At 66.0% G+C, this 19795-nt stretch carries 13 protein-coding genes and 6 pseudogenes; 8 read left to right on the top strand and 11 right to left on the bottom strand.

The features are described 5' to 3' along the window. Positions 1-69: 69 nt before the first annotated feature. From PIB19_RS19245 to xseA, 4 genes and pseudogenes are all read right to left on the bottom strand, one after another. The gene (locus PIB19_RS19245) at positions 70-3042 is read right to left on the bottom strand and encodes a TonB-dependent receptor domain-containing protein (protein WP_271238624.1); all 2973 of its coding nucleotides are present in this window, start codon (positions 3040-3042) and stop codon (positions 70-72) included. A 264-nt stretch (positions 3043-3306) separates the two neighbouring features. Beyond that, a pseudogene (locus PIB19_RS19240) lies at positions 3307-4171 on the bottom strand (M23 family metallopeptidase). Continuing rightward, positions 4168-4368 carry a DUF2093 domain-containing protein gene (locus PIB19_RS19235; protein WP_056610889.1) on the bottom strand — a complete coding sequence of 67 codons (201 nt, stop codon included), beginning with the start codon at positions 4366-4368 and terminating at the stop codon, positions 4168-4170. Before PIB19_RS19235 ends, PIB19_RS19240 begins: the two are co-directional and overlap by 4 nt. Positions 4369-4391: 23 nt before the next feature. Then, positions 4392-5770: pseudogene (gene xseA, locus PIB19_RS19230) on the bottom strand (exodeoxyribonuclease VII large subunit). Between xseA and purD the strand changes: the two are divergent. After that, positions 5769-7036, top strand: a pseudogene (purD, locus tag PIB19_RS19225) (phosphoribosylamine--glycine ligase). The pseudogenes xseA and purD sit on opposite strands and share 2 nt — an antisense overlap. A 347-nt stretch (positions 7037-7383) precedes the next feature. Beyond that, positions 7384-7593: a hypothetical protein gene (locus tag PIB19_RS19220; protein WP_271238623.1), complete on the top strand. Its 210-nt coding sequence runs from the start codon at positions 7384-7386 to the stop codon at positions 7591-7593. 31 nt (positions 7594-7624) lie between these two features. On the opposite strand, the gene PIB19_RS19215 is transcribed toward PIB19_RS19220, so the two are convergent. Then, positions 7625-7834 (bottom strand): hypothetical protein, encoded by a 210-nt coding sequence (locus tag PIB19_RS19215; RefSeq protein WP_271238622.1) that lies wholly within the window; start codon positions 7832-7834, stop codon positions 7625-7627. 29 nt (positions 7835-7863) lie between these two features. After that, positions 7864-9488 (bottom strand): annotated as a pseudogene (gene groL, locus PIB19_RS19210) (chaperonin GroEL). Positions 9489-10028: 540 nt separating this feature from the next. Here groL and PIB19_RS19205 point away from each other — a divergent pair. Both PIB19_RS19205 and PIB19_RS19200 read left to right on the top strand, forming a co-directional pair. After that, positions 10029-12074 carry a putative bifunctional diguanylate cyclase/phosphodiesterase gene (locus PIB19_RS19205; protein WP_271238621.1) on the top strand — a complete coding sequence of 682 codons (2046 nt, stop codon included), beginning with the start codon at positions 10029-10031 and terminating at the stop codon, positions 12072-12074. A gap of 229 nt (positions 12075-12303) precedes the next feature. After that, positions 12304-12804 carry a hypothetical protein gene (locus PIB19_RS19200; RefSeq protein WP_271238620.1) on the top strand — a complete coding sequence of 167 codons (501 nt, stop codon included), beginning with the start codon at positions 12304-12306 and terminating at the stop codon, positions 12802-12804. Positions 12805-12870: 66 nt separating this feature from the next. On the opposite strand, the gene PIB19_RS19195 is transcribed toward PIB19_RS19200, so the two are convergent. From PIB19_RS19195 to PIB19_RS19190, 3 genes and pseudogenes are all read right to left on the bottom strand, one after another. Then, positions 12871-13716, bottom strand: coding sequence for an HD-GYP domain-containing protein (locus PIB19_RS19195; RefSeq protein ID WP_271238619.1), 846 nt, complete (start codon positions 13714-13716; stop codon positions 12871-12873). A 52-nt stretch (positions 13717-13768) separates the two neighbouring features. After that, positions 13769-14065, bottom strand: coding sequence for a DUF3391 domain-containing protein (locus tag PIB19_RS23785; protein WP_443018755.1), 297 nt, complete (start codon positions 14063-14065; stop codon positions 13769-13771). 169 nt (positions 14066-14234) lie between these two features. Then, positions 14235-15223 (bottom strand): annotated as a pseudogene (locus tag PIB19_RS19190) (adenosine kinase). Between the two features lie 56 nt (positions 15224-15279). Between PIB19_RS19190 and PIB19_RS19185 the strand changes: the two are divergent. Together PIB19_RS19185 and PIB19_RS19180 are read left to right on the top strand one after the other, a co-directional pair. Then, the gene (locus PIB19_RS19185) at positions 15280-15972 is read left to right on the top strand and encodes an EI24 domain-containing protein (RefSeq protein WP_271238618.1); all 693 of its coding nucleotides are present in this window, start codon (positions 15280-15282) and stop codon (positions 15970-15972) included. After that, entirely contained in the window at positions 15969-16355 is a 387-nt protein-coding gene (locus tag PIB19_RS19180; protein ID WP_271238617.1) for a hypothetical protein, read from the top strand. Before PIB19_RS19185 ends, PIB19_RS19180 begins: the two co-directional genes overlap by 4 nt. A 165-nt stretch (positions 16356-16520) precedes the next feature. Here PIB19_RS19180 and queG read toward each other — a convergent pair. Further along, positions 16521-17586, bottom strand: a pseudogene (gene queG, locus PIB19_RS19175) (tRNA epoxyqueuosine(34) reductase QueG). 24 nt (positions 17587-17610) lie between these two features. Here queG and PIB19_RS19170 point away from each other — a divergent pair. Next, positions 17611-18543 (top strand): ABC transporter ATP-binding protein, encoded by a 933-nt coding sequence (locus PIB19_RS19170; RefSeq protein ID WP_271238616.1) that lies wholly within the window; start codon positions 17611-17613, stop codon positions 18541-18543. Here the strand turns inward: PIB19_RS19170 and PIB19_RS19165 are convergent. Next, positions 18503-18796, bottom strand: a complete 294-nt coding sequence (locus tag PIB19_RS19165; RefSeq protein WP_271238615.1) for a hypothetical protein — start codon at positions 18794-18796, stop codon at positions 18503-18505. The genes PIB19_RS19170 and PIB19_RS19165 overlap by 41 nt on opposite strands. Before the next feature lie 90 nt (positions 18797-18886). On the opposite strand from PIB19_RS19165, the gene PIB19_RS19160 reads away from it, so the two are divergent. Continuing rightward, a complete protein-coding gene (locus tag PIB19_RS19160) occupies positions 18887-19771 on the top strand; it encodes an ABC transporter permease (protein WP_271238614.1) in 885 nt (294 codons plus the stop codon). Positions 19772-19795 lie beyond the last annotated feature (24 nt).

Here is a 19795-nt window from a genome sequence, read left to right as displayed (position 1 = left end):
GCCGCGATCGCCGGGCAAGAAGGGGCGGCTCCTCGCGGAGCCGCCCCATTTTGTTGTGCTGTCCGGTTCTTAGAACTTGAACGAAGCGCCCGCACGGAAGGTGCGGCCGATAACGCCCGGGAAATGCCACGTCGGCAGGTAGTTCACGCCCGAGTAGGACGCCGGAGCGATCGGCGCGCGCTCGTTGGTGAAGTTGCCAACGTTCATGTAGAACGAGAAGTCGTCGTTGACCTTATACGTCATGTTCAGGTCGGCATAGATGAAGCGCTTGATGTAGCACGCATCTTCACCGGTCCCGTACAGGTTCTGGTCGCACGATAGATCGAGGTCGCCGTTGTTGTCCGGCTCGACTTCGTCGGCAGCGACAGCCTTGATCCGCGAGACATAATAAGTCGTCGCGCTGATCGAGAAGTCACCCAGTTCGAGCGTATTCTGCCAGTTGCCGCGCCATTCCGGCGTACCGGCACCCGACGACAGCTCGTACGGCCCGAGCGTACCGACATACGGACGCGTCGTGCCGTCGCCGAAGTCGACGTCGAACTTCAGGATCTTGTTGACGTCGAGACGGCTGACGAACCGCACGCCGTCCGTGATCGGAAGATCGAGCGAAGCCGAGAAGTCGAGGCCTTGGGTCTTGAAGTAACCGGCGTTGACGTAGGGGCCGTTGATGACCAGCACACGCGGCAGGGCATTCGGGAAGAGCGGGTCGATCGCGTCGACGGCGCCCACCGTATAGCCCGCCGGAAGCGGCTGACCGGCGAAGTAGGCTGCGCGTGCCGCACCGGCATCCGGGCCGGCGACGATCACGTTGTTCTTCTTGATGTTGTAATAGTCGACCGTGATGCTGACGCCGCGGGTCGGCTCGACAACGATACCGCCGGTGAAGGAACGCGAGGTCTCCGGCTTGAGGTCCGGGTTGCCCGAGAAGCCGCCGCCGATGGCATACGACTGCGCATAGGGGTTGGTATTGCCGCCGCTGATCAGGCCGCCGTGCGCGATCTGGAAGCTCGTCGGCGGCGTGAAGGTCACGAAGCCCGGGAAGCTCGAACGCGGGTTGCTTTCCGCGAAGGTCGGAGCGCGGAAGCCCTGCGAATAGGTGCCGCGGATCGCCACTTCACGGATCGGCGTGAACTTCGCGCCGACCTTCGGCGAGAAGCGCGAGAAGCCTTCCGAATAATGATCGTACCGGCCCGAGCCGCTCAGTTCGAGGACCGGCAGGATCGGTGCGCTGATTTCGAAATAGCCCGCCGTCACGGTGTGCGCGCCGAAAGCAGCCGCCGTGTTGGCATAATTCTCACGGTTCGGGTTCAGGCCCGGATTGTCGAGCGTCTCACGACGGATCTGGCCGCCGACGGCGACCTGGAGCGGACCGCCGGGAAGCTGGAAGAACTCGTGCGTGATCGACGCATCGAACGATGCCAGCGACGTGGTTGCCCGGTTGGTGATGTTCGGAGCGATCAGCTGACGCACCGCGTCGGTGTTGGCCGACGGATTGATGAAGTTGTACGCGCCGGTGTTCACCGCCTGCTTCAGGCCTGCGATGTTGATCACGCCGAACGCATTGAGCTCCAGATTGTCACGCGCGCCGACTGCTTCGACCCGCCAGTGGGTCTTGTCGCCGAACGAGCCGTTGAAGCCGATCGCGCCGCGAATGACTTCGTTGCCACGCTCGGTGCCCGTGCGGATGTCGCCGAACAGATAGTAGATGCGTGCCGCGTTCGCCGCCGCAGTCGCTGCATCGGCGCCGTTGACGGTCGCATAAGGATTGTTCGGGTTCAGGCGCCGGTCGGCGGCGGTGATGCAGTTCACGCCCGCTGCGCAGACATAATAAGGCAGCACAATGCCGGGGTTGTTCGACGCAGTGGTCGGTGCCGCACCATAAGGCTGACGCTGGCGGATCGCCGAAGGCGCGGCCTTGATGTCGACCTGGCTGTGCGAATAGCTGCCGAGCACATAGGCTTCGATATCGTCGGTCAGGCGAATGCTGAGGCGACCATTGACCGAGAAGCGCTCCTGGAACGGCTGCACCTGGCTGAACTCATAGGTGTTGTCATGCCGGCAGCCGACGCCACCCGAAGCGCCTGCAACGGTGTAGGTGTTACCCACGCAATTGGAGGGGTTCAGCGTGGTGTAGAGGCCCGTTGCAGCAACGCCGCCGGTGAACGGATTGTTGAGATCGCTCTGGGTCGTGCGGCGAACCACGGCGTTGATCGTGGCGGTCGACAGCGCGCTGTCGCCGGTATTGTTGTCGATCAGGCCGATCGAGCTCAGATCGGTGGTGTTGAACGGGAAACCGGCATCCTGCACCGAGATGCGGCGGTCCTGCTGGTATTCGCCGTTGACGTAGAAGTTCCAGCCGGTGGCTTCGTAGTCGCCGAAGCCCGCCGTCAGGTTGCCGCGATAGCGCGCGCCATAGCCGCCCTCCGCAACGCCGCCCTCGACGGTGCCGGCGACGCCGGTGAACTGCTTCTTGAGGATGACGTTGACCACGCCGCCGATCGCCTCGGCGCCATAGGTCGACGAAGCGCCGTCCTTCAGGACTTCGACGCGATCGACGATGCTGAAGGGAATCGAGTTGAGATCGGTATAGGAATTGTGGCCGTCGTCGTTCAGCGGGAAGGCAGCCGAGCGGAGGCCGTCGATGAGGACGAGAGTCGACGAAACGCCGAGGCCGCGCAGCGAGACTGCCGAACCGCCGGCCGAGAAGCCGCCCTGGAAGCCGGTCGGGATCGAGCCGGCGCTGTCGGCCGAAACCTGCCGGATCGCGTCGGCGATCGTGGTGGTGCCTGCACGGCTGAGCGTCTCGCTGGTGACGACGGTCACCGGCGAAGCGGTTTCCGTGTCGGTGCGACGGAAGAGCGTGCCGGTGACGACGATGTCGCCCGTGTCCTGCGCGTCGTCGGCCTGCGTCGCAATCTGGGTCTGCCCCGGCGTCGATGCGTCCTGCGCGAACGCAGGCGCGGCGAACAGCGTGCCTGCGAGTACGATAGCGGACAAAGCCGTACCGCCGCGCAGACCGCGTGTGATCTGGGTCTTCTTCATGAATTTCCCTCGCTTGGTCCGGCCGTGCTGCAGTGCATTCCGGCCGATGTGTCTCCCCGCTCCGCCCCCGCACGTCTGTAGACATGCTCTGGGCAAAGCTTGGCTCGATGGATGGAGAGGGGTCCGCCCGCTGTAAAGCGTGCATTCAGGTTGGCACCCCGCCTTTTGGAGGCACTGTATCCAAAATGCCACATTGCTGGTTTGAATGTTGCGTCAGCGACGCGGGACATGAAAATAATGTTGCGTCGCAATGCAGGGGACACATTAGTCCGCGGCAGGCATGGGTCCGGCGACGAGCAAGGGATCAAGCCGGGCGTCGTTCCAGCGCAACCCCCAATGCAGATGCGGGCCGGTCGCCCGCCCGCTCTTGCCGACCGCGCCGAGCGGCTGTCCCCGGCGAACGCGCTCACCGAGCTTCACGTCGATTCGGGAGAGGTGCATGAACGCGCTGTTGAGCCCCATGCCATGGTCTATCAGCACCAGATTGCCCTCGAGCGTGAAGGGCCGGGGCGTGGCGAGAATGACCACGCCGTCGGCCGGCGCCAACACGACCGTGCCCGTAGGCCGGGCGATATCGATGCCCGAATGATAGGCGCCGGGTTCGCCGGCATAGATTCTGCTGCGAGCCGAACAGCGTCGAGATGCGGCCGACCGCCGGCCACAGGAAGGTCTGCCGCCAGCCCTGGGAATCGCTCCCCAGCGCGCGCGCCGCGCTGATCTGGGCGAGCTCGGCCGGGCGCACCCGGTCGAACTCGGGGCGAGGCACCGGATATTTAGGCAAGGTATTGAGGCGCGATATGTCCCAGGCGCGCGGGGCGATCGAAAGCTGCTTGCGGACCTCGATTCCGTTGCCGAGTCGGGCGACGAGCGTCGCCGCCGGAGCGGAATCGCGATCGAACGCGATCAGGAAGCGTCGGTCGGACGCAATCTGAACGGGCTTGCCGTCGAGGCTGAGCAGCGTCGTCCCGCGCGGCGCCGTGCCGGTCGCCATGCCGCCCTGCACCAGCTTTCCGGTCAGTGCGAAGGGATCGGCCTGCACCGCCGCCGCAGCGGGCTGAACGTCACGGGCCTGGGCGGAGGCGCAGAGCAGGCCCAGCACGAGAGCCGCCCCCAACCGGGCTTGCCTCATTTGCCGTGGATCGCCTCGGCAGCGTGCTGGGCGCTGGCATAGGGTTCCTGACGCTCGACGCTCCAGTAGCGCAGCATGTCGAGCGGGATGCGCTCACCGCTGACCGCGCAGACGACGTGGTCGCCGGGGGCGAGCACGCGGAAGCCGTTGGCCATGTAATGGAGCTTGGCGGCGCGGGCGGTGTTGGACATCAGCATGACGGTCTCGATTCCATAGTGGTTTACAGCAAGCTCGGCTGCTCGGGGGCCGAACCGGTGTAGGGTTTGCCGGCGGGCCGCTCAACCCGGGCATCTACCGGGCCATCCCTGAACTGAAGCGTAATCGCCCCCGCCGCCTGGGCTTCGGCGACGGTGGTGACGACCTTTCCGGTCGCCTTGGCGCCCACGCGGACATAGCCGCGCTGGAGCAGATTGTCGGGATTGACGCTGTCGAGCAGCCGCGACGCGCCTTCGAAGCGATGCCGCGCCGTCGCCACCAATTGGTCGAGCACGGCGGGGCGCAGCGCGCCGGCGTCGCGATCGAGCTGCGCGCGGGCGAGAGTCACCCGGCGTTCGAGCGCGCGATCCAGGCGCCCGGCGAGATCGTCCATCTTCTGGCGCTGGGGCCCGAGCAGCGCGTCGCGGCGCGGCAGCACCCGAACCAATGCCGCGAGCTGTTCGCCGGCACGCTCGTGATAGCGGCGGACACAGCGTTCGGTGCGATGCGCGAGCGTCGCGACGGTGTGGCGGACGTCCGCCAGCACCGGCACCGCGATCTCGGCGGCCGCAGTGGGGGTCGGCGCGCGCAGATCGGCGGCGAAATCGCACAGGCTGGTATCGGTCTCGTGGCCGACCGCCGAGATCACCGGAATGTCGCTGTTCGCGACTGCCCGGACGACGACTTCCTCGTTGAACGCCCACAGATCCTCGATTGAGCCGCCGCCGCGCGCGACGATGACGAGATCAGGACGCGGCACCGGCCCGTCGGCGGGAAGCGCATTGAATCCCTGCACCGCCGCGGCGACCTCGGCAGCGGCGCCCTCCCCTGCACCTTGACCGGCCAGACGAGGACATGGCTGGGGAAGCGATCGGCGAGCCGGTGCAGGATATCGCGGATCACTGCCCCGGTCGGCGATGTCACCACCCCGATCGTGCGCGGCATATAGGGCAAGGGCTTCCTGCGCGCGGGATCGAACAGCCCCTCGCCCGCCAGCTTCGCCTTCAGTTTCTCGAACAAAGCCATCAGCGCGCCTTCGCCGGCGAGCTCCATCCGTTCGATCACGATCTGATATTTGGAGCGGCCGGGATAAGTGGTGAGCTTGCCGGTTACGATCACTTCGATCCCGTCCTGTGGCTGGAACGGGATCGCGCTCGCGGCACCGCGCCAGATCACGCCGTCGATCACGGCATCGGCGTCCTTGAGGGCGAGATAGGCGTGGCCCGAGGCGGCGCGTTTCCAGCCCGATATCTCGCCGCGCAGCCGGACATGGCCGAATTCGCCCTCGACCATCCGCTTGAGCGCGAGCGAGAGTTCGCTGACGCTCATTTCAGGTGCGTTGTCCCCCGGCACCTGCTCGGCTACGAGCCGCCCGGATGACGTATCGGAAAAGGGGTCGGCCATGAACGTCCTGCTACTCGGGTCGGGAGGCCGCGAACATGCGCTCGCGTGGAAGCTGGCGCAATCGCCGCTCCTCACGAAGCTCTACGCCGCGCCGGGCAATCCGGGAATAGCCGCACACGCCGAACTGGCCGAGATCGCGCTTTCGGACCATCGCGCGATCATCGATTTCTGCATCCGCCACTCGATCGGCTTCGTCGTGATCGGCCCGGAGGCACCGTTGGTCGAAGGGCTCGGCGACAATCTGCGCACGATGGGGATCGGCGTGTTCGGCCCCAACAAGGCGGCGGCGCAGCTCGAGGGGTCGAAGGGCTTCACCAAGGACCTGTGTGCGCGCGCGAAGATCCCGACCGCGGGCTATGTCCGCGTCGAGAGCCGCGACGGCGGGCTCGCGACGCTCGACGATTTTCCCCTGCCGGTGGTGATCAAGGCCGACGGCCTCGCCGCGGGCAAGGGCGTCACCGTGGCGATGACGCGCGAGGAAGCCGAAGAGGCGATCCGCGACATCTTCGCGGTGCACGGTGCCAGCGCAGTGATCGAGGAGTTCCTCGAGGGCGAGGAAGCCAGCCTGTTCGTCCTGACCGATGGAACGCATCTGCTCCCGTTCGGATCGGCGCAGGACCACAAGCGCGTCGGCGACGGCGACACCGGGCCCAATACCGGCGGCATGGGCGCCTACAGCCCCGCACCGGTGCTGACGCCCGCGCTGGAACGCGAAGCGATCGAGACGATCGTCCGCCCGACGATCGAGGCGCTGGCACGGATGGGTTCGCCGTATTCGGGCGTGCTCTATGCGGGGCTGATGCTGACCGATCGGGGACCGAAGTTGATCGAGTACAACGCCAGGTTCGGCGATCCCGAATGCCAGGTACTGATGCTGCGCTATGAAGGCGATCTGCTCGAGCTGATGATCGCGACGGCGAAGGGCGAGCTTGGCGGCCGGCCCGATCCCGCCTTCTCCGCAGATACGGCGCTGACCGTGGTGATGGCGGCGAACGGCTATCCGGGCACCCCGAAACCGGCGGCGCAATCCGCGGGATCGACGCGGCCGAGGCGATTGGCGCGAAGGTGTTCCACGCGGGCACGCGGCTGGACGGCGAGACGCTGGTGGCAAGCGGCGGGCGTGTGCTCGGCGTGACGGCGCGGGGCGCTTCGGTACGCGCGGCTCAGGCGGCCGCCTATCGCGCGGTGGATGCGATCGACTTCCCCACCGGCTTCTGCCGGCGCGATATCGGCTGGCGCGAAGTGGCGCGCGAGGGAGAGGCCTGACGTCGTAAAGTTGCTGTCGTCCCCCTGGGCTTTCCACCCCGAAAACCGCCTACCGCGAATCCAGACCCGATATCTTTGGCGAGGCCGCTGGTAATACGCGCCACGAAGACCATCTAGGAAGGATCGCTCCGCTTCGTCACGAGCAAGGAAGCGACTGAGAGAGGTTCGCGCTCCCGCTCTGGCTGGGAGCATCGCGTGCTGCAAATTTCCGAAATCCTCGTCCCGTTGCCGCTGCCTGGGCAGCGCCGTGAGAAGCCGCCTCTCTCGCTCTTCACGGCAAGCAATTCCCGCCCGTTGTTGCCGCCGGCCGTCCCTTCTCTCTCGTTGGCGCTCGCATGTCGCGCGCAGTGAATATCGACGCCACCGTCGACGAGGTGGTTGCCCTGTCGGCGGAACACAACGCGGCGATCAGCGCGATCGAACCGCTGCATCCGCAGGGCACGCGGGTGGTCTTCATGAACGCGGACGATGCAGCCGTTGTTGCACGCGTTTATGGCGCCCGCGTCCTCACGGGTCCCGTCACGCGGAGCGCGTGGCGACAGCAGCGGGTCGGCTAGCTTCCTCTGCCCGGATCTGGCGATCCCGCCCCTATTTGATTGCGATGTCGCTAGATTCGGCGTGAAATTCCTCGCGCACGAACGCCTTCGCCGCGGTCTGCGTCTTGAATGCATCGGCGAGGGTCTCGCTGGACACGAGCGGGTAGCCTTGCGAATTGAACCGCGTCGTACGCACGGTGATGCGGAAGACGCCTTCTTCGTCCTTGGCGACGAGATAGGGACGAACGGGAACTCTCGACATATGGCCTCCTGTTGCGACGAATGAGTAGGTCAAAAGCCGCCGGTGCCGGTCATTGTCGGCGAGGCCGGCGAGCTCTCCGAAAAATCGACGATCGCGACTTCGGTAGTGAGCACCAGTCCCGCCACCGACGCGGCGTCCTGAAGCGCGGACCGAACTACTAGAGTTGGATCGATCACGCCCGCCGCGACCAGATTCTCATAAACTTCGGTCTGGGCGTTGAAGCCCATCTCCTCATCGTTCCCGTCGAGCAGGCGGCCGGCGACGACGCCGCCATCGTGCCCGGCATTCTCGACGATCTGGCGCAGCGGCGCGGACAGCGCCTGGCGGACGATATCGACGCCTCGCATCTGGTCGTCGCTGGCGCCGGTCAGGCCATCGAGGGCGCGCGACGCGTAGAGCAGCGCCGTGCCGCCGCCTGGGACCACGCCTTCCTCCACCGCGGCGCGCGTCGCGTGAAGCGCGTCGTCGACCCGGTCCTTGCGCTCGATCATCTCGACTTCGGTCGCGGCGCCGACGCGTATGATCGCGACTCCGCCCGCCAGTCTGGCAAGCCGTTCCTGGAGCTTTTCCTGATCATAGTCGCTGCCGCCGAGCTCGATCTGTTGCTTGATCGCGGCTACCCGGCCGGCGATCGCCGCGGCATCACCAGCGCCGTCGATGATGGTGGTATCGTCTTTATCGATCGTCACGCGACGGGCGGAGCCGAGGCTGTCGAGCGCGACCCCTCGAGCTTGACGCCGATATCGGGTGAAACTACCGCACCGCCGGTCAAGACCGCGAGGTCTTCGAGCATCGCCTTGCGGCGATCCCCGAAGCCCGGCGCCTTGACTGCAGCGACCTTGAGTCCTCCGCGCAACTGGTTGACCACCAGGGTCGCGAGCGCCGCACCTTCGACGTCTTCCGCCACGATCAGCAGCGGCCTGCCCGATTGCGCAACGGCCTCCAGCAGCGGGAGCAGCGCCTGGGCATCGGACAGCTTCTGCTCGTGGATCAGGATGTAGGGATTCTCAAGCTCGACGGTCATCTTCGCGGCATCGGTGATGAAATAAGGCGACAGATAGCCGCGATCGAACTGCATGCCCTCGACGATCTCGAGCTCGAATTCCATTCCGCGCGCGTCCTCCACCGAGATGACGCCTTCCTTGCCGACCTTGGCCATCGCCGCCGCGATCATGCGGCCGATCTCTTCGTCGCCGTTCGCGGAGACGATACCGACTTGCGCGATCTCGTCGTTGCTGGACACCGGCCGCGACCGCGCCTTCAGCACCTCCACGACGGCCAGGACCGCGAGGTCGATGCCGCGTTTGAGGTCGATTGGACTGACGCCCGCCGAGACCGATTTCATGCCCTCTCGCACCATTGCCTGGGCGAGCACGGTGGCGGTGGTGGTGCCGTCACCGGCGTGATCCTGCGTCTTCGAGGCGACGGCGCGAAGCAGTTGCGCCCCCAGATTCTCGAATTTGTCCCGGAGCGCGATCTCTTTCGCGACTGTTACGCCGTCCTTCGTGATCCGGGGCGCGCCATAGCCCTTGTCGAGCACGACATTGCGCCCCTTGGGGCCAAGCGTGACTTTGACGGCGTCAGCGAGGATGTCGACGCCGCGAACGATGCTCTCCCGCGCGTCGCGCGAGAATTTCAGATCCTTGGCTGGCATGGGGCGGGCCGTTCAATTGCTGGGCCACGACAAAGCGTCGTTTTAACAATCGGAAGCCAGCGCCGCCATTTGCGATTTGGCACTCTGAAAGCCCGAGTGCCAGCGCCTCTCATGTGGGGTTCAGCGGCATATAGCGCAAGCCGAATCCGCCGTGCCGTGTGCGAACCGATCACTCGCTCGGAGGTTTCAATCCGAAGGTGTCGCGGGTTGCGAGCAGGCGCGGAGCCGGCGTTACGGGGTCGGGGGCCATGACCATACGGGCGAACAGACGCTTGCGGCGCGCGCTTGCCGAGACTCCCAGGGCAGCGGTCTCCTCACCAGCTGCGACGCCGGCGGCCTTCCTGCGGTTTAGAAAGGCGAACATCTTTACGGCTCCAATATCTCGTGGCTACGCCGCAAGAATGAACAAAGCGACAAGCGCATGACGCCGCCATTCGCTGGAGAGTCGCGCCGGGACTTCATCACCTTTTAACCCGTTTTGCGCAGGGAGGGTGTTCAAGCGTGCCGGCATTCCGGCCCGCAGCGTACAGGGTCCGCCCGATGATCGACGTCGCAATGTGTATCGGCAGGGACCATGATCCCTGGCTGGTGCTGCTCGCAGTCTTCGTCTGCTGCACCGGCGCGTTCGCGATCATGCAGATGTTCGGCCGCGCGCAGGTCACGGACGGCCCTCAGCGGATCGCGTGGCTTTTCCTCACCGCCGTCGGCGCCGGCGCGACGATCTGGTGCACCCATTTCGTGGCGATGCTGGCATATCGCGCGGGTGTTCCGGTCCGGCTCGATCCGGTGCTCACCATCGTCTCGCTGATCGCCGCGGTCATCGGCACGGGGATGGGATTCGGAATCGCAGTTTCGCACCGGAGCCGCTTTTATTCGATCGCGGGAGGCGGAGTCGTCGGCCTCGCGATTTCGGGCATGCACTTCACCGGCATGGCGGCCTATCGGATCGACGGACTCGTCGAATGGCGAATCCCCTATGTCGCGGCATCGGTGCTGTGCGCGGTGGTCTTCGCGGGTGCCGCGCTCAGCGCCTTCGCCTCGCCCCGGCTGGGCCGTTACCGCGTCGCGACGAGCACGGGGCTGCTGGTCACGGCGATCGCCACATTGCACTTCGTGGCGATGACGGCGCTGCGCATCACCCCGCTCCGCCTCAGCGCCGCGCCGCTCGAACCGGGGCAGATGCAGGCACTCGCGCTCGCGACCGCGCTGGTGGGGCTGGTGGTGATCGCCGCCGGCGTGTTCGCCGCGCTGATCGACCGCTGGACGCGCTCGGACGCGATGGACCGGCTGCACCATATGGCGATGAACGACGCGCTCACCGGGCTTCCCAACCGCGTCAATTTCAAGTCGGAGCTCAAGCATCAGCTCGAGCTGGCGCGCGCGAACGGGAGCCAGCTGGGCGTAGTCGCGATCGACCTCAACCGCTTCAAGGAAATCAACGACATCCACGGCCACCAGGCCGGCGATCAGGTCCTCGTCCTCGTCGCGCAACGCATGGCGAGCCAGCTCGGCCGGCACGAGATGGTCGCGCGTTTCGGCGGCGACGAATTCGTCGCGCTCACGCGCTTCGAGCATCCCAGCCAGCTGACTCTCTTCACCGACCGGCTGAAGGCAGCGGTCGAAGCCCCGCTGGCGCTCGGCCAGTTCGACGCACGTGTCGGCGGCAGCTTCGGCGTCGCGGTCTATCCGGCCGACGCCGACGATGCCGAAACGCTGATGAACAATGCCGATCTGGCGATGTTCCGCGCCAAGAGCCAGCGCTCGCCCACGCCCTGTTATTACGATGCGCCGCTCGACGAAGCGATTCGCGACCGGCGCGAGCTGGCGAACGATCTGCGGATCGCGCTCGATCGGGGCGATCTTCAGCTCCATTATCAGGTGCAGACCTCGGTCACGACGCACGAAGTGACCGGGTACGAGGCGCTGCTGCGCTGGACGCACCCCGAACGCGGGCCGATCGGACCAAGCGAGTTCATCCCGATCGCGGAGGAGAACGGCCTGATCCTGCCGCTCGGCGAGTGGGTGCTGCGGCGCGCCTGCGCGGACGCGGCCGGCTGGGCCAGCGAGGCCAAGGTGGCGATCAACGTCTCGCCGATGCAGCTCGCCCATGCCGATCTGCCGCGGCTGTTCCATCAGGTGCTGCTCGATACCGGGCTGCCGCCGCGCCGCCTCGAGATCGAGCTGACCGAAACCGCGATCTTCGCCGATCGGGACCGCGCGCTGCACGTCCTGCGCCAGATCAAGGCGATGGGGATCGGCGTCGCGCTGGACGATTTCGGCACCGGCTATTCCTCGCTCGAGACGTTGCGCGCGTTTCCGTTCGACAAGATCAAGCTCGACCGGCTGTTCGTCTCCGAGCTCGAGAGCCCGCAGGCAGTCGCGATTGTCCGGGCGGTGCTCGCATTGGGCAAGAGCCTGTCGATCCCCGTGCTCGCGGAGGGCATCGAGACCGAGCGCCAGTTGGGCGTGCTGCGGCGCGAAGGGTGCGACGAAGTGCAGGGCTTCCTGCTCGGCTATCCCCAGGCGCTCGCCGAATATGGCCAGCCGGGGCGGATCAGCGAACCGCCGAGGGCCGGCGCCGCTTAAGTCGAGGCGACATTAGACAGACTGACTCCTCCCGGCTTGCAGAGCACCGGGCCGGTCATACCCCGGATGACCTGGGCTCTGAAACCAAAGCAGGATTGGATCACCCGACGATCTGAACCATCCAGCGGTTGGCCTTTTTCCGCTCATCTGCGACATGGCGATTAATTCGGCGCGGGGTTCCCGCTACCCATCGGCCATACCTTTGGGCCTGATCTTATAGGTGAATCTTATGCGGAATGATCTCGTATTTAAGACCGGGTTTGCAAAACGAGCGTTGGGATGGTTTGTTTGCCTGGGTGCTGCGGGCGCATTGATAGCGATGACGTATGCTATTTATACGCATCCGGAAAACCAGACCCCAGACGAACTTTGGTCCGCGGTCGCCATTGGCGTTTTCCTTATCGGCCTCATGGTCCTCGGGATCGCGATGCAATATGTACGCTGGAGCGTCGAAGGCGAAACCATCATCTATCATCGCCTCTTTAAAAACAAAACTATCCCTATCTCTGGTCTGGCGGGATTTGGACAAATGATCGTCAGTGTGATGGTCATGCCTTTCCAACACGTGGATCTCTACGATCACGAACTGAACCACGTCGCGCGGCTTCCAGTCAGTTTCAAGGATTGGCCAAAGGCGGAAGCATGGCTCGCAGGGCGTTTGCGTTATGTCGTCAATGACGGAAGCCATATATTGCCCAAATACAGGTTCGCCGATACTCCGAAACACTAGTTGCTTGCGGCTCCATGTCTGAAAATCGCTGGCAGTATTGCGCGGGGCGATTCGGCTCCAAACGCCTCAGCCCCGTACGGCACGCCCCGCGATCAATTGCTGCGACAGCCCCTGCCAATCGGCGAAGCCCCAGCGATCGGGATCCTCTTCGCTGACGATCGGATCGCTGCCGCCCGCGCTGGACAGGAAGACGTCTTCGAGCGTGAGTGGGGCGCGTTCGAGCGCGCAGTGGAAGACGCGGACCTTGCTGCGGGTTTCCCCGGTGCCGTCGGGCAAGGTGATGCCGAGCCGGTTCGAGCGCATCCGCACCAGCAGCCCGGTGGGCGCGATGCCGACGCTGCGGAAGAACTTGAACAGCAATTCGCGGTCGAAATGCCCTTCCCAGCCATGCATCTCGGTCGCCGCCCTTAGCGGGGTCCAGCCCTCCTTATAGGCGCGGTCCGAGACCAATGCGTCATAGACGTCGCAGATCGCACCCATCCGCGCGGCGAGGCTGATCGCGCTCCCCTTCAGGCCATAGGGATAGCCGGTGCCATCGACCTTCTCGTGGTGGAGCAGGCTTACGTCGAGCACTTCCTGCGTGATGCCCTCGCCCCTGGCGAGCATCGCATGGCCGTGCTCCGGATGCGTGCGGATGAGCGCGAACTCCTTGTCATCGAGCCGGCCGGGCTTGTTGAGGATCTCCTCGGGCACCGCCATCTTGCCGATATCGTGGAGCAGCCCGGCGAGCCCCATCGCCCGCACCGTCGGCTCCTCGAGGCCGAGCTGATTGGCGAAATTGACCATCAACGCGCAGACCGAGACCGAGTGGAGATAGGTATATTCGTCCTTCGACTTGAACCGCGCCATGTCGATGAACATTGCGGGATTGCGATCGACGGCCTGGGCGATGTCGGTGACGACCGATGCCACCGCTTCGGCATGGATCGGCTGACCCAGGCGCGCGCCTTCGAACGCCTCCTCACTACGCGCTTCGATCGGGCGATGGTCTTCTTCGCGAACTCGCGGTCGGCTTTGGCGGAATCGGCCGGGGTGAAGGACGTGACGTGGAGCTCGGCGAGCGCGGGCTTGAGCGAGCCGCGCGTGCCCCCGGACGCGGCGCCGGAGACGGTTCGGGACCGACTCCACGTTCCACGTCGATCAGCACCGCGGGAACGTCGCTGGCGAGCAACGCGGCAAGGTCCTCCGGCCGTTCGAGCAGGAATCGCGTGCGCCAGAACGGATGGTTGAACCAGGAGCCTTCGAAGCCGTGGATGAACATCCCCATCCTGGCCTGCCCGGGCGCGATCCGTCGCAGCACTCTTTGCCCCCGCGAAACGGTAGCCGTTTCAGCGGTCTACCGGTCTCGAGGTTTCTCAGTGCTTAAAAATATCGCCCGGAAACAGGCTATTGTATTTCCGATATGTTTCCAGAGCGATCGAGCGGGATCCTCAACCAGCGGCGAGCTTCTTGAGGTCCGCTTCGGCGCGTGCGCCATAATGCTGGATGATCTCCGCCGCGCAGATCGCGCCGAGACGAAGCGATTCCTCGAGACCGCGGCCCTGCGCCTGGCCGAACAGGAAGCCCGCGGCGAACATGTCGCCGGCGCCGGTGGTGTCGACCAGCTTCTCGATCGGCTCGGCCGGCACTTCGACGCGCTCGGTGCCCTGCAGCGCCATCGCGCCCTGCTCGCTGCGCGTGACGACGAGCAGAGGCACCTTGCCGTGGATGTGCTCGACCGCCGCCTCGAACGTCTCGTGCTCGCACAAGGCGAGCAATTCGCTCTCGTTGGCGAACAGGATGTCGATCAGGCCATCCTCGATCAGCTTGCGGAAATCGCCGCCGTGGCGCGAGATGCAGAACACGTCGGAGAGCGTGAAGGCGACTTTCCGCCCGTTGGCGCGGGCGATGTCGATCGCCTTGCGCATCGCGGCGCGGGGCTCTTCGGGATCCCAGAGATAGCCTTCGAGATAGAGGATCGCGCCGTTGGCGATCACCGCTTCGTCGAGCGCGTCGGCGGGCAGGAACTGCGACGCGCCGAGAAAGGTGTTCATCGTGCGCTGGCCGTCGGGCGTGACGAAGATCAGGCAGCGCGCGGTGGTCGGCTGGCCGGGACGGACCGCAGTGGCGAAGTCGACGCCGGCGGCGCGGATGTCGTGCGCGAAGACGGTACCCAGCTGATCGTCGGCGACCTGGCCGATGAACGCGCATTTTCCCCGAGAGCCGCGATGCCGGCGACGGTGTTCGCGGCCGAACCGCCCGAGACTTCGCGGCCCGGGCCCATCTTGCCATAGAGCGCGTCGGCCTCCTCGGGCGAGAACATCAGCTGCATCGAGCCCTTGGCGACGCCGATCTCCTCGATGAAGCTGTCCTCGGCCTGGGCGAGAATGTCGACGATGGCGTTGCCGATGGCGACGACGTCATAGTTGGGGCTGGTCAAGTCTGGGCTCCGATAGGGTTGCGCGGGCGCCCTAGAGCGCGGCAAAGCATTGCGCAATGATACACGCGTTCTTCCTCGCCGTCGGCCAGCTGTTCGACCGACCGGTGCTGCTGGTCCTGGTCAAGTCGCTGGCGCTGACTTTGCTGCTCTTCTTGGGCCTCGGGGTCGGGCTATGGTTCGCGATGGGCTGGCTGGCGGGCGCGGCCGGCGAGTGGATGGGGCACGGCGCGGGTGCCGGGGCGCTCGCGGATATCGCGACCTTGCTGCTGTTCGTGCTCGGCTGGTGGCTGCTGTTCCGCGCGGTGGCAGTCGCGGTGGTGGGCATCTTCGCCGACGAAGTCGTCGCGGCGGTCGAGGCGAAGCATTATCCGGCCGCGCATGCCGCCGCGCGCGCGGTGCCGCTGGGGCGCTCGATCGCGATGGGCGTGGGATCGGCGGCGCGGACGATCGGCTATAATCTGCTGCTCGCGCCGATCTATCTGATGCTGCTCGTCACCGGTGTTGGGACAGCGCTGGCATTTTTCCTCGTCAACGCATGGCTGCTGGGGCGCGACCTTGGCGACATGGTCGCGGCGCGACATATGCCCTATGCGCAACTCGACGCGTGGCGGCGTCAAACCCGCCTGCGCCGTCTTTCGCTGGGCGCGATCGGCACGGGACTGTTCCTCGTGCCGGTGATCAATCTGGTGGCGCCGGTGCTCGGCGCGGCGATGGCGACGCACGCATTCCACCGCGGGAGAGAGGCATGAGGTTCTGGATATTGGCGGGGGCGGTGGCGCTGGGCGGCTGCGGGGGCGAACTGATCCCCGAAGCGCGACCCGCGGCCTATGTCCCCGTACCCGCCGCGCCGCCCGCTGCCGCGCCGGCGAGCGTCACGGCGGTGAAAGGCCAGACCGCGGCGCGTCTGATCGCGCAGTTCGGCCCACCGGCGATGGACGCGACCGAGAGCCGGGCGCGCAAGCTGCAGTTCGTCGGGCCGATCTGCGTTCTCGACGCATATCTATATCCGCCCTCGAACGGGCGCGGCGAGCCGGTGGTGACCTGGCTGGACACGCGCCAGCGCGACGGCGGACCGATCGACCAGGCGAGCTGCCTCGCGGCGCTGGCGGCACGGCAGCCGGCAGGGCGGTAGGCTGGCAGAAGGAGAGGAAAGGCCCTTCCATAGCTCGGTTCGAACGGAACGTAGAATACTGAGCCGCGGTTAAAACTACTGTGCTCCGGCGAAGGCCGGAGCGCTGGCATCGAGCGAGACGCGCGCCACCCAAGGCTCCGGCCTTCGCCGGAGCACGGCCTTGGGTCAGATCACCTCCGCCCTGTTTCCCTCCAATCGCGCCAACGCCCATTCCGCCGCCTCGCGGATAGTTTCGTCGGGATCACCAAGCAGCGCGCGCACCGGCCCCATCAGCGCTTCACTGCCGCTGTTTCCCGCGGCGATCAGGCAATTGCGGACCATGCGATCGCGGCCGATCTCGCTTGATCGGCGATCCGGCGAAGACTTCGCGGAAAGCCGCGTCGTCGAGCGCGAGCAGGTCGGCCAGTGCGGGCGCCGTCAGTTCGGCGCGCGGGGCGAAGGCGAGATTGGCCTGGGCGGCGGCGGCGAACTTGTTCCACGGGCAAACCGCGAGGCAATCGTCGCAGCCATAGATGCGGTTGCCCATATTCTCGCGGAATTCGAGCGGAATCGGGCCTTTGTGCTCGATCGTGAGGTAGGAGATGCAACGCCGGGCATCGAGCCGGTACGGCGCCGGAAACGCGTCGGTCGGGCATGCGGTCTGGCACGCGTCGCAGCTTCCACAGGTCGAGCGGCCGGCGTGATCGGGCGCAAGATCGAGCGTGGTGTAGATCGCCCCGAGAAACAGCCAGCTGCCGTGGCTGCGGCTGACGAGATTGGTGTGCTTGCCCTGCCAGCCGAGACCCGCCGCCTCGGACAATGGCTTCTCCATCACCGGCGCGGTATCGACGAACACCTTCACGTCGGCACCCGGCGCCGCGCCGACCAGCCAGCGCGCGAGCTCCTTCAACTTGCGCTTGATCAGATCATGATAGTCGGCCCCCTGAGCATAGACCGAGATCCGGCCGACCTCCCCTTCCCTTTCCAGAGCGAGCGGATCGACCGACGGCGCGTAGCTCATGCCGAGCGCGATCACCGAACGGACTTCGGGCCAGAGCGACGTGGGGCTCTCGCGATGATGCGCGCGCTCCTCCATCCAGATCATCGAGCCGTGACGGCCCTCCGCCAGCCATTGGCGCAGCCGTTCGCCCGCCGCGGGCGCGGCGTCGGCACGTGCGATCCCGCAGTCGGCAAAGCCGATTTCGGCCGCCTTCTCCTTGATCCGGACTTCGAGTGGCTTGTCTTCGCGCACGCGGACCCGCTACCACGAAGCTTGATGGAGGGCACCAATTTGAGCAGCGATTTGGCCGTAAGCGCCAAGGGGCTCGTCAAGCGCTTCGGCGATCGGCGGGCGGTGGACGGTGTCAACATCGCAGTCAACAAGGGAATGATCTATGGCGTGCTCGGGCCCAATGGCGCGGGCAAGACCACGACGCTCCGCATGCTGCTCGGGATCATCGAGCCAGATGAGGGCGAACGCATGCTGCTCGGCCATGACGCGCCGCGCGACGCCAGCGACCGGGTCGGCTATCTCCCCGAGGAGCGGGGGCTCTATCCCAACATGAAGTGCCGCGAGGCGATCGCCTTCATGGGCGCACTGCGCGGACTTCCGTGGAGCGTGGGGCGCAAACGCGCGGGCGAATTGCTCGAAGCGGCCGGGCTCGGCCATGCCGCCGACGACAAGATCCGCAAGCTCTCCAAGGGCATGGCGCAGCTCGTCCAGCTGCTGGGCTCGGTGGTGCACGAGCCCGAATTGCTGGTGCTCGACGAACCCTTTTCCGGACTCGATCCGGTCAATCAGGAACGGCTCGAGAAACTGATCCGCGGCCAGCGCGATCGCGGCGCGACGATCCTGTTCTCGACCCACGTCATGGCGCATGCCGAGCGGCTGTGCGACCGGCTGTCGATCATCGCCGGCGGCGTGGTGAAGTTCGAGGGCACGGTGAACGAAGCGCGATCGACCCTGCCGCTCAAGGCGCATTACACACCGCATCACCATGCCGACACCGCAGGCGCGCTGCTGCCGGCGGACGCCGAACGCGAGAATGGGAGCTGGCGCTTCACCGTGCCGCCCGAAGGCATCGAGGCGCTGCTGGTGCGATTGATCGACGCCGGTTACGGGATTTCGGGGCTGTCGATCGAGCGGCCCGGGCTGCACGACGCATTCGTCAAGATCGTCGGCCCCGAAGCGCTGGAGCAGGCGGCATGAAGTTCGGACGGATGCTCCGCAAGGCGCTCACCGTGGCGCGCCGCGACTTCACCGCGACGGTGATGACGCCGACCTTCCTGCTCTTCCTGTTCAGCCCGCTGCTGATGATCGCCTTCGCAACGGTGGGCAGCATGACCGCGAGCAGCGCCGCGGGCGGCAGCGAGGAGCGCCAGCGCGTCGTGGTCATCGCCGCGCCCGACAAGGTCGCGGAGATCGCCGCGGTCGACAGGCAATTGCGGCAAGTCTTCTCCACCCGACCGCCCGGCCGCAACTCCAGATCGAAGGCGCCGGCGACGACATCAAAACGCAGGCCCGCGCGCTGCTGGACAGCAACCAGTTCGACGTGGCCGCGGTGCTCTACGGCCCGCTGGACCGCCCACAGATCCTGCGCCGTCCCTCGGGCTATGCCGAGGGACTCTATCTGGCCCAGCTCGCCGAGCAGGCGCTGCGTGCCGAGCGCAGCGGCGGTGCGGGCCCCTTAAGCCACGCCAGAATCACCGAGATCTCCACCGGACAGGCGACGACCGGCGGACGCGGCCAGGCAGCCTATTTCGCCGCTTTGGGCATCTTCTTCCTGACGCTGATGCTGTCGGGCCAGGCAGTGGGCGCGATGGCGGAGGAGCGATCGAACAAGGTGATCGAAGTGCTTGCCGCCGCGATCCCGCTGGAGAGCGTGTTCTTCGGCAAACTGCTCGGCGCGTTCGGATCGGCGCTGCTGTTCGTGTGCTTCTGGGGAACGCTGATCGCGCAATTGCCCAAGGTGGTGCCGGCAGGTTTCGCCGCCGAGCTGGGCAATCTGAGCGCCGCTGTCGGGCCGGTCTTCCCGCTGCTGTTCGTCGTATATTTCACCATGGCGTACATGCTGCAGAGCGCAGTGTTCCTGGGCGTGGGAGCGCTGGCGGGCACCCAGCGCGAGATCCAGATGCTGTCGCTGCCGATCACGATCTTCCAGTTCGCGATGCTCGGCTTCGCATCCTATGCTGCCGGCCATACCGACAGCTGGCTGGCACGCGCCGCGGAGATCTTCCCGTTCAGCTCGCCGCTGGCGATGGCGGCGCATGCGGCGAACTCGCCCGCGCTCTGGCCGCACGCGCTGGCGCTGGCCTGGCAGATATTGTGGGTGGCGATCACGGTGACGGTGGCGGCGCGGCTGTTCCGGCGCGGCGTGCTCAAGTCGGGCAGCCCGAAGCGGCGGAAGCGCGGCACTATTGACATTGCTGTCAGTTAGCGTTCTGCTCGCCTGAAAAGGAGA

This window comes from Sphingomonas sp. 7/4-4 (genome assembly GCF_027941955.1).
In the GTDB taxonomy this organism is placed as follows: domain Bacteria; phylum Pseudomonadota; class Alphaproteobacteria; order Sphingomonadales; family Sphingomonadaceae; genus Sphingomonas.
The sequence above is the reverse complement of the archived record's forward strand: the minus strand, read 5'-3'. Positions and strand labels throughout refer to the sequence as shown.

What these genes read in the sequence shown, in the direction of transcription:
- PIB19_RS19245 (WP_271238624.1), bottom strand. Translation starts at nt 3,042, where the DNA reads ATGAAGAAGACCCAGATCACACGCGGTCTGCGCGGCGGTACGGCTTTG.
- PIB19_RS19235 (WP_056610889.1), bottom strand. Translation starts at nt 4,368, where the DNA reads ATGCTGATGTCCAACACCGCCCGCGCCGCCAAGCTCCATTACATGGCC.
- PIB19_RS19215 (WP_271238622.1), bottom strand. Translation starts at nt 7,834, where the DNA reads ATGTCGAGAGTTCCCGTTCGTCCCTATCTCGTCGCCAAGGACGAAGAA.
- PIB19_RS19205 (WP_271238621.1), top strand. Translation starts at nt 10,029, where the DNA reads ATGATCGACGTCGCAATGTGTATCGGCAGGGACCATGATCCCTGGCTG.
- PIB19_RS19200 (WP_271238620.1), top strand. Translation starts at nt 12,304, where the DNA reads ATGCGGAATGATCTCGTATTTAAGACCGGGTTTGCAAAACGAGCGTTG.
- PIB19_RS23785 (WP_443018755.1), bottom strand. Translation starts at nt 14,065, where the DNA reads ATGTTCATCCACGGCTTCGAAGGCTCCTGGTTCAACCATCCGTTCTGG.
- PIB19_RS19185 (WP_271238618.1), top strand. Translation starts at nt 15,280, where the DNA reads ATGATACACGCGTTCTTCCTCGCCGTCGGCCAGCTGTTCGACCGACCG.
- PIB19_RS19180 (WP_271238617.1), top strand. Translation starts at nt 15,969, where the DNA reads ATGAGGTTCTGGATATTGGCGGGGGCGGTGGCGCTGGGCGGCTGCGGG.
- PIB19_RS19170 (WP_271238616.1), top strand. Translation starts at nt 17,611, where the DNA reads ATGGAGGGCACCAATTTGAGCAGCGATTTGGCCGTAAGCGCCAAGGGG.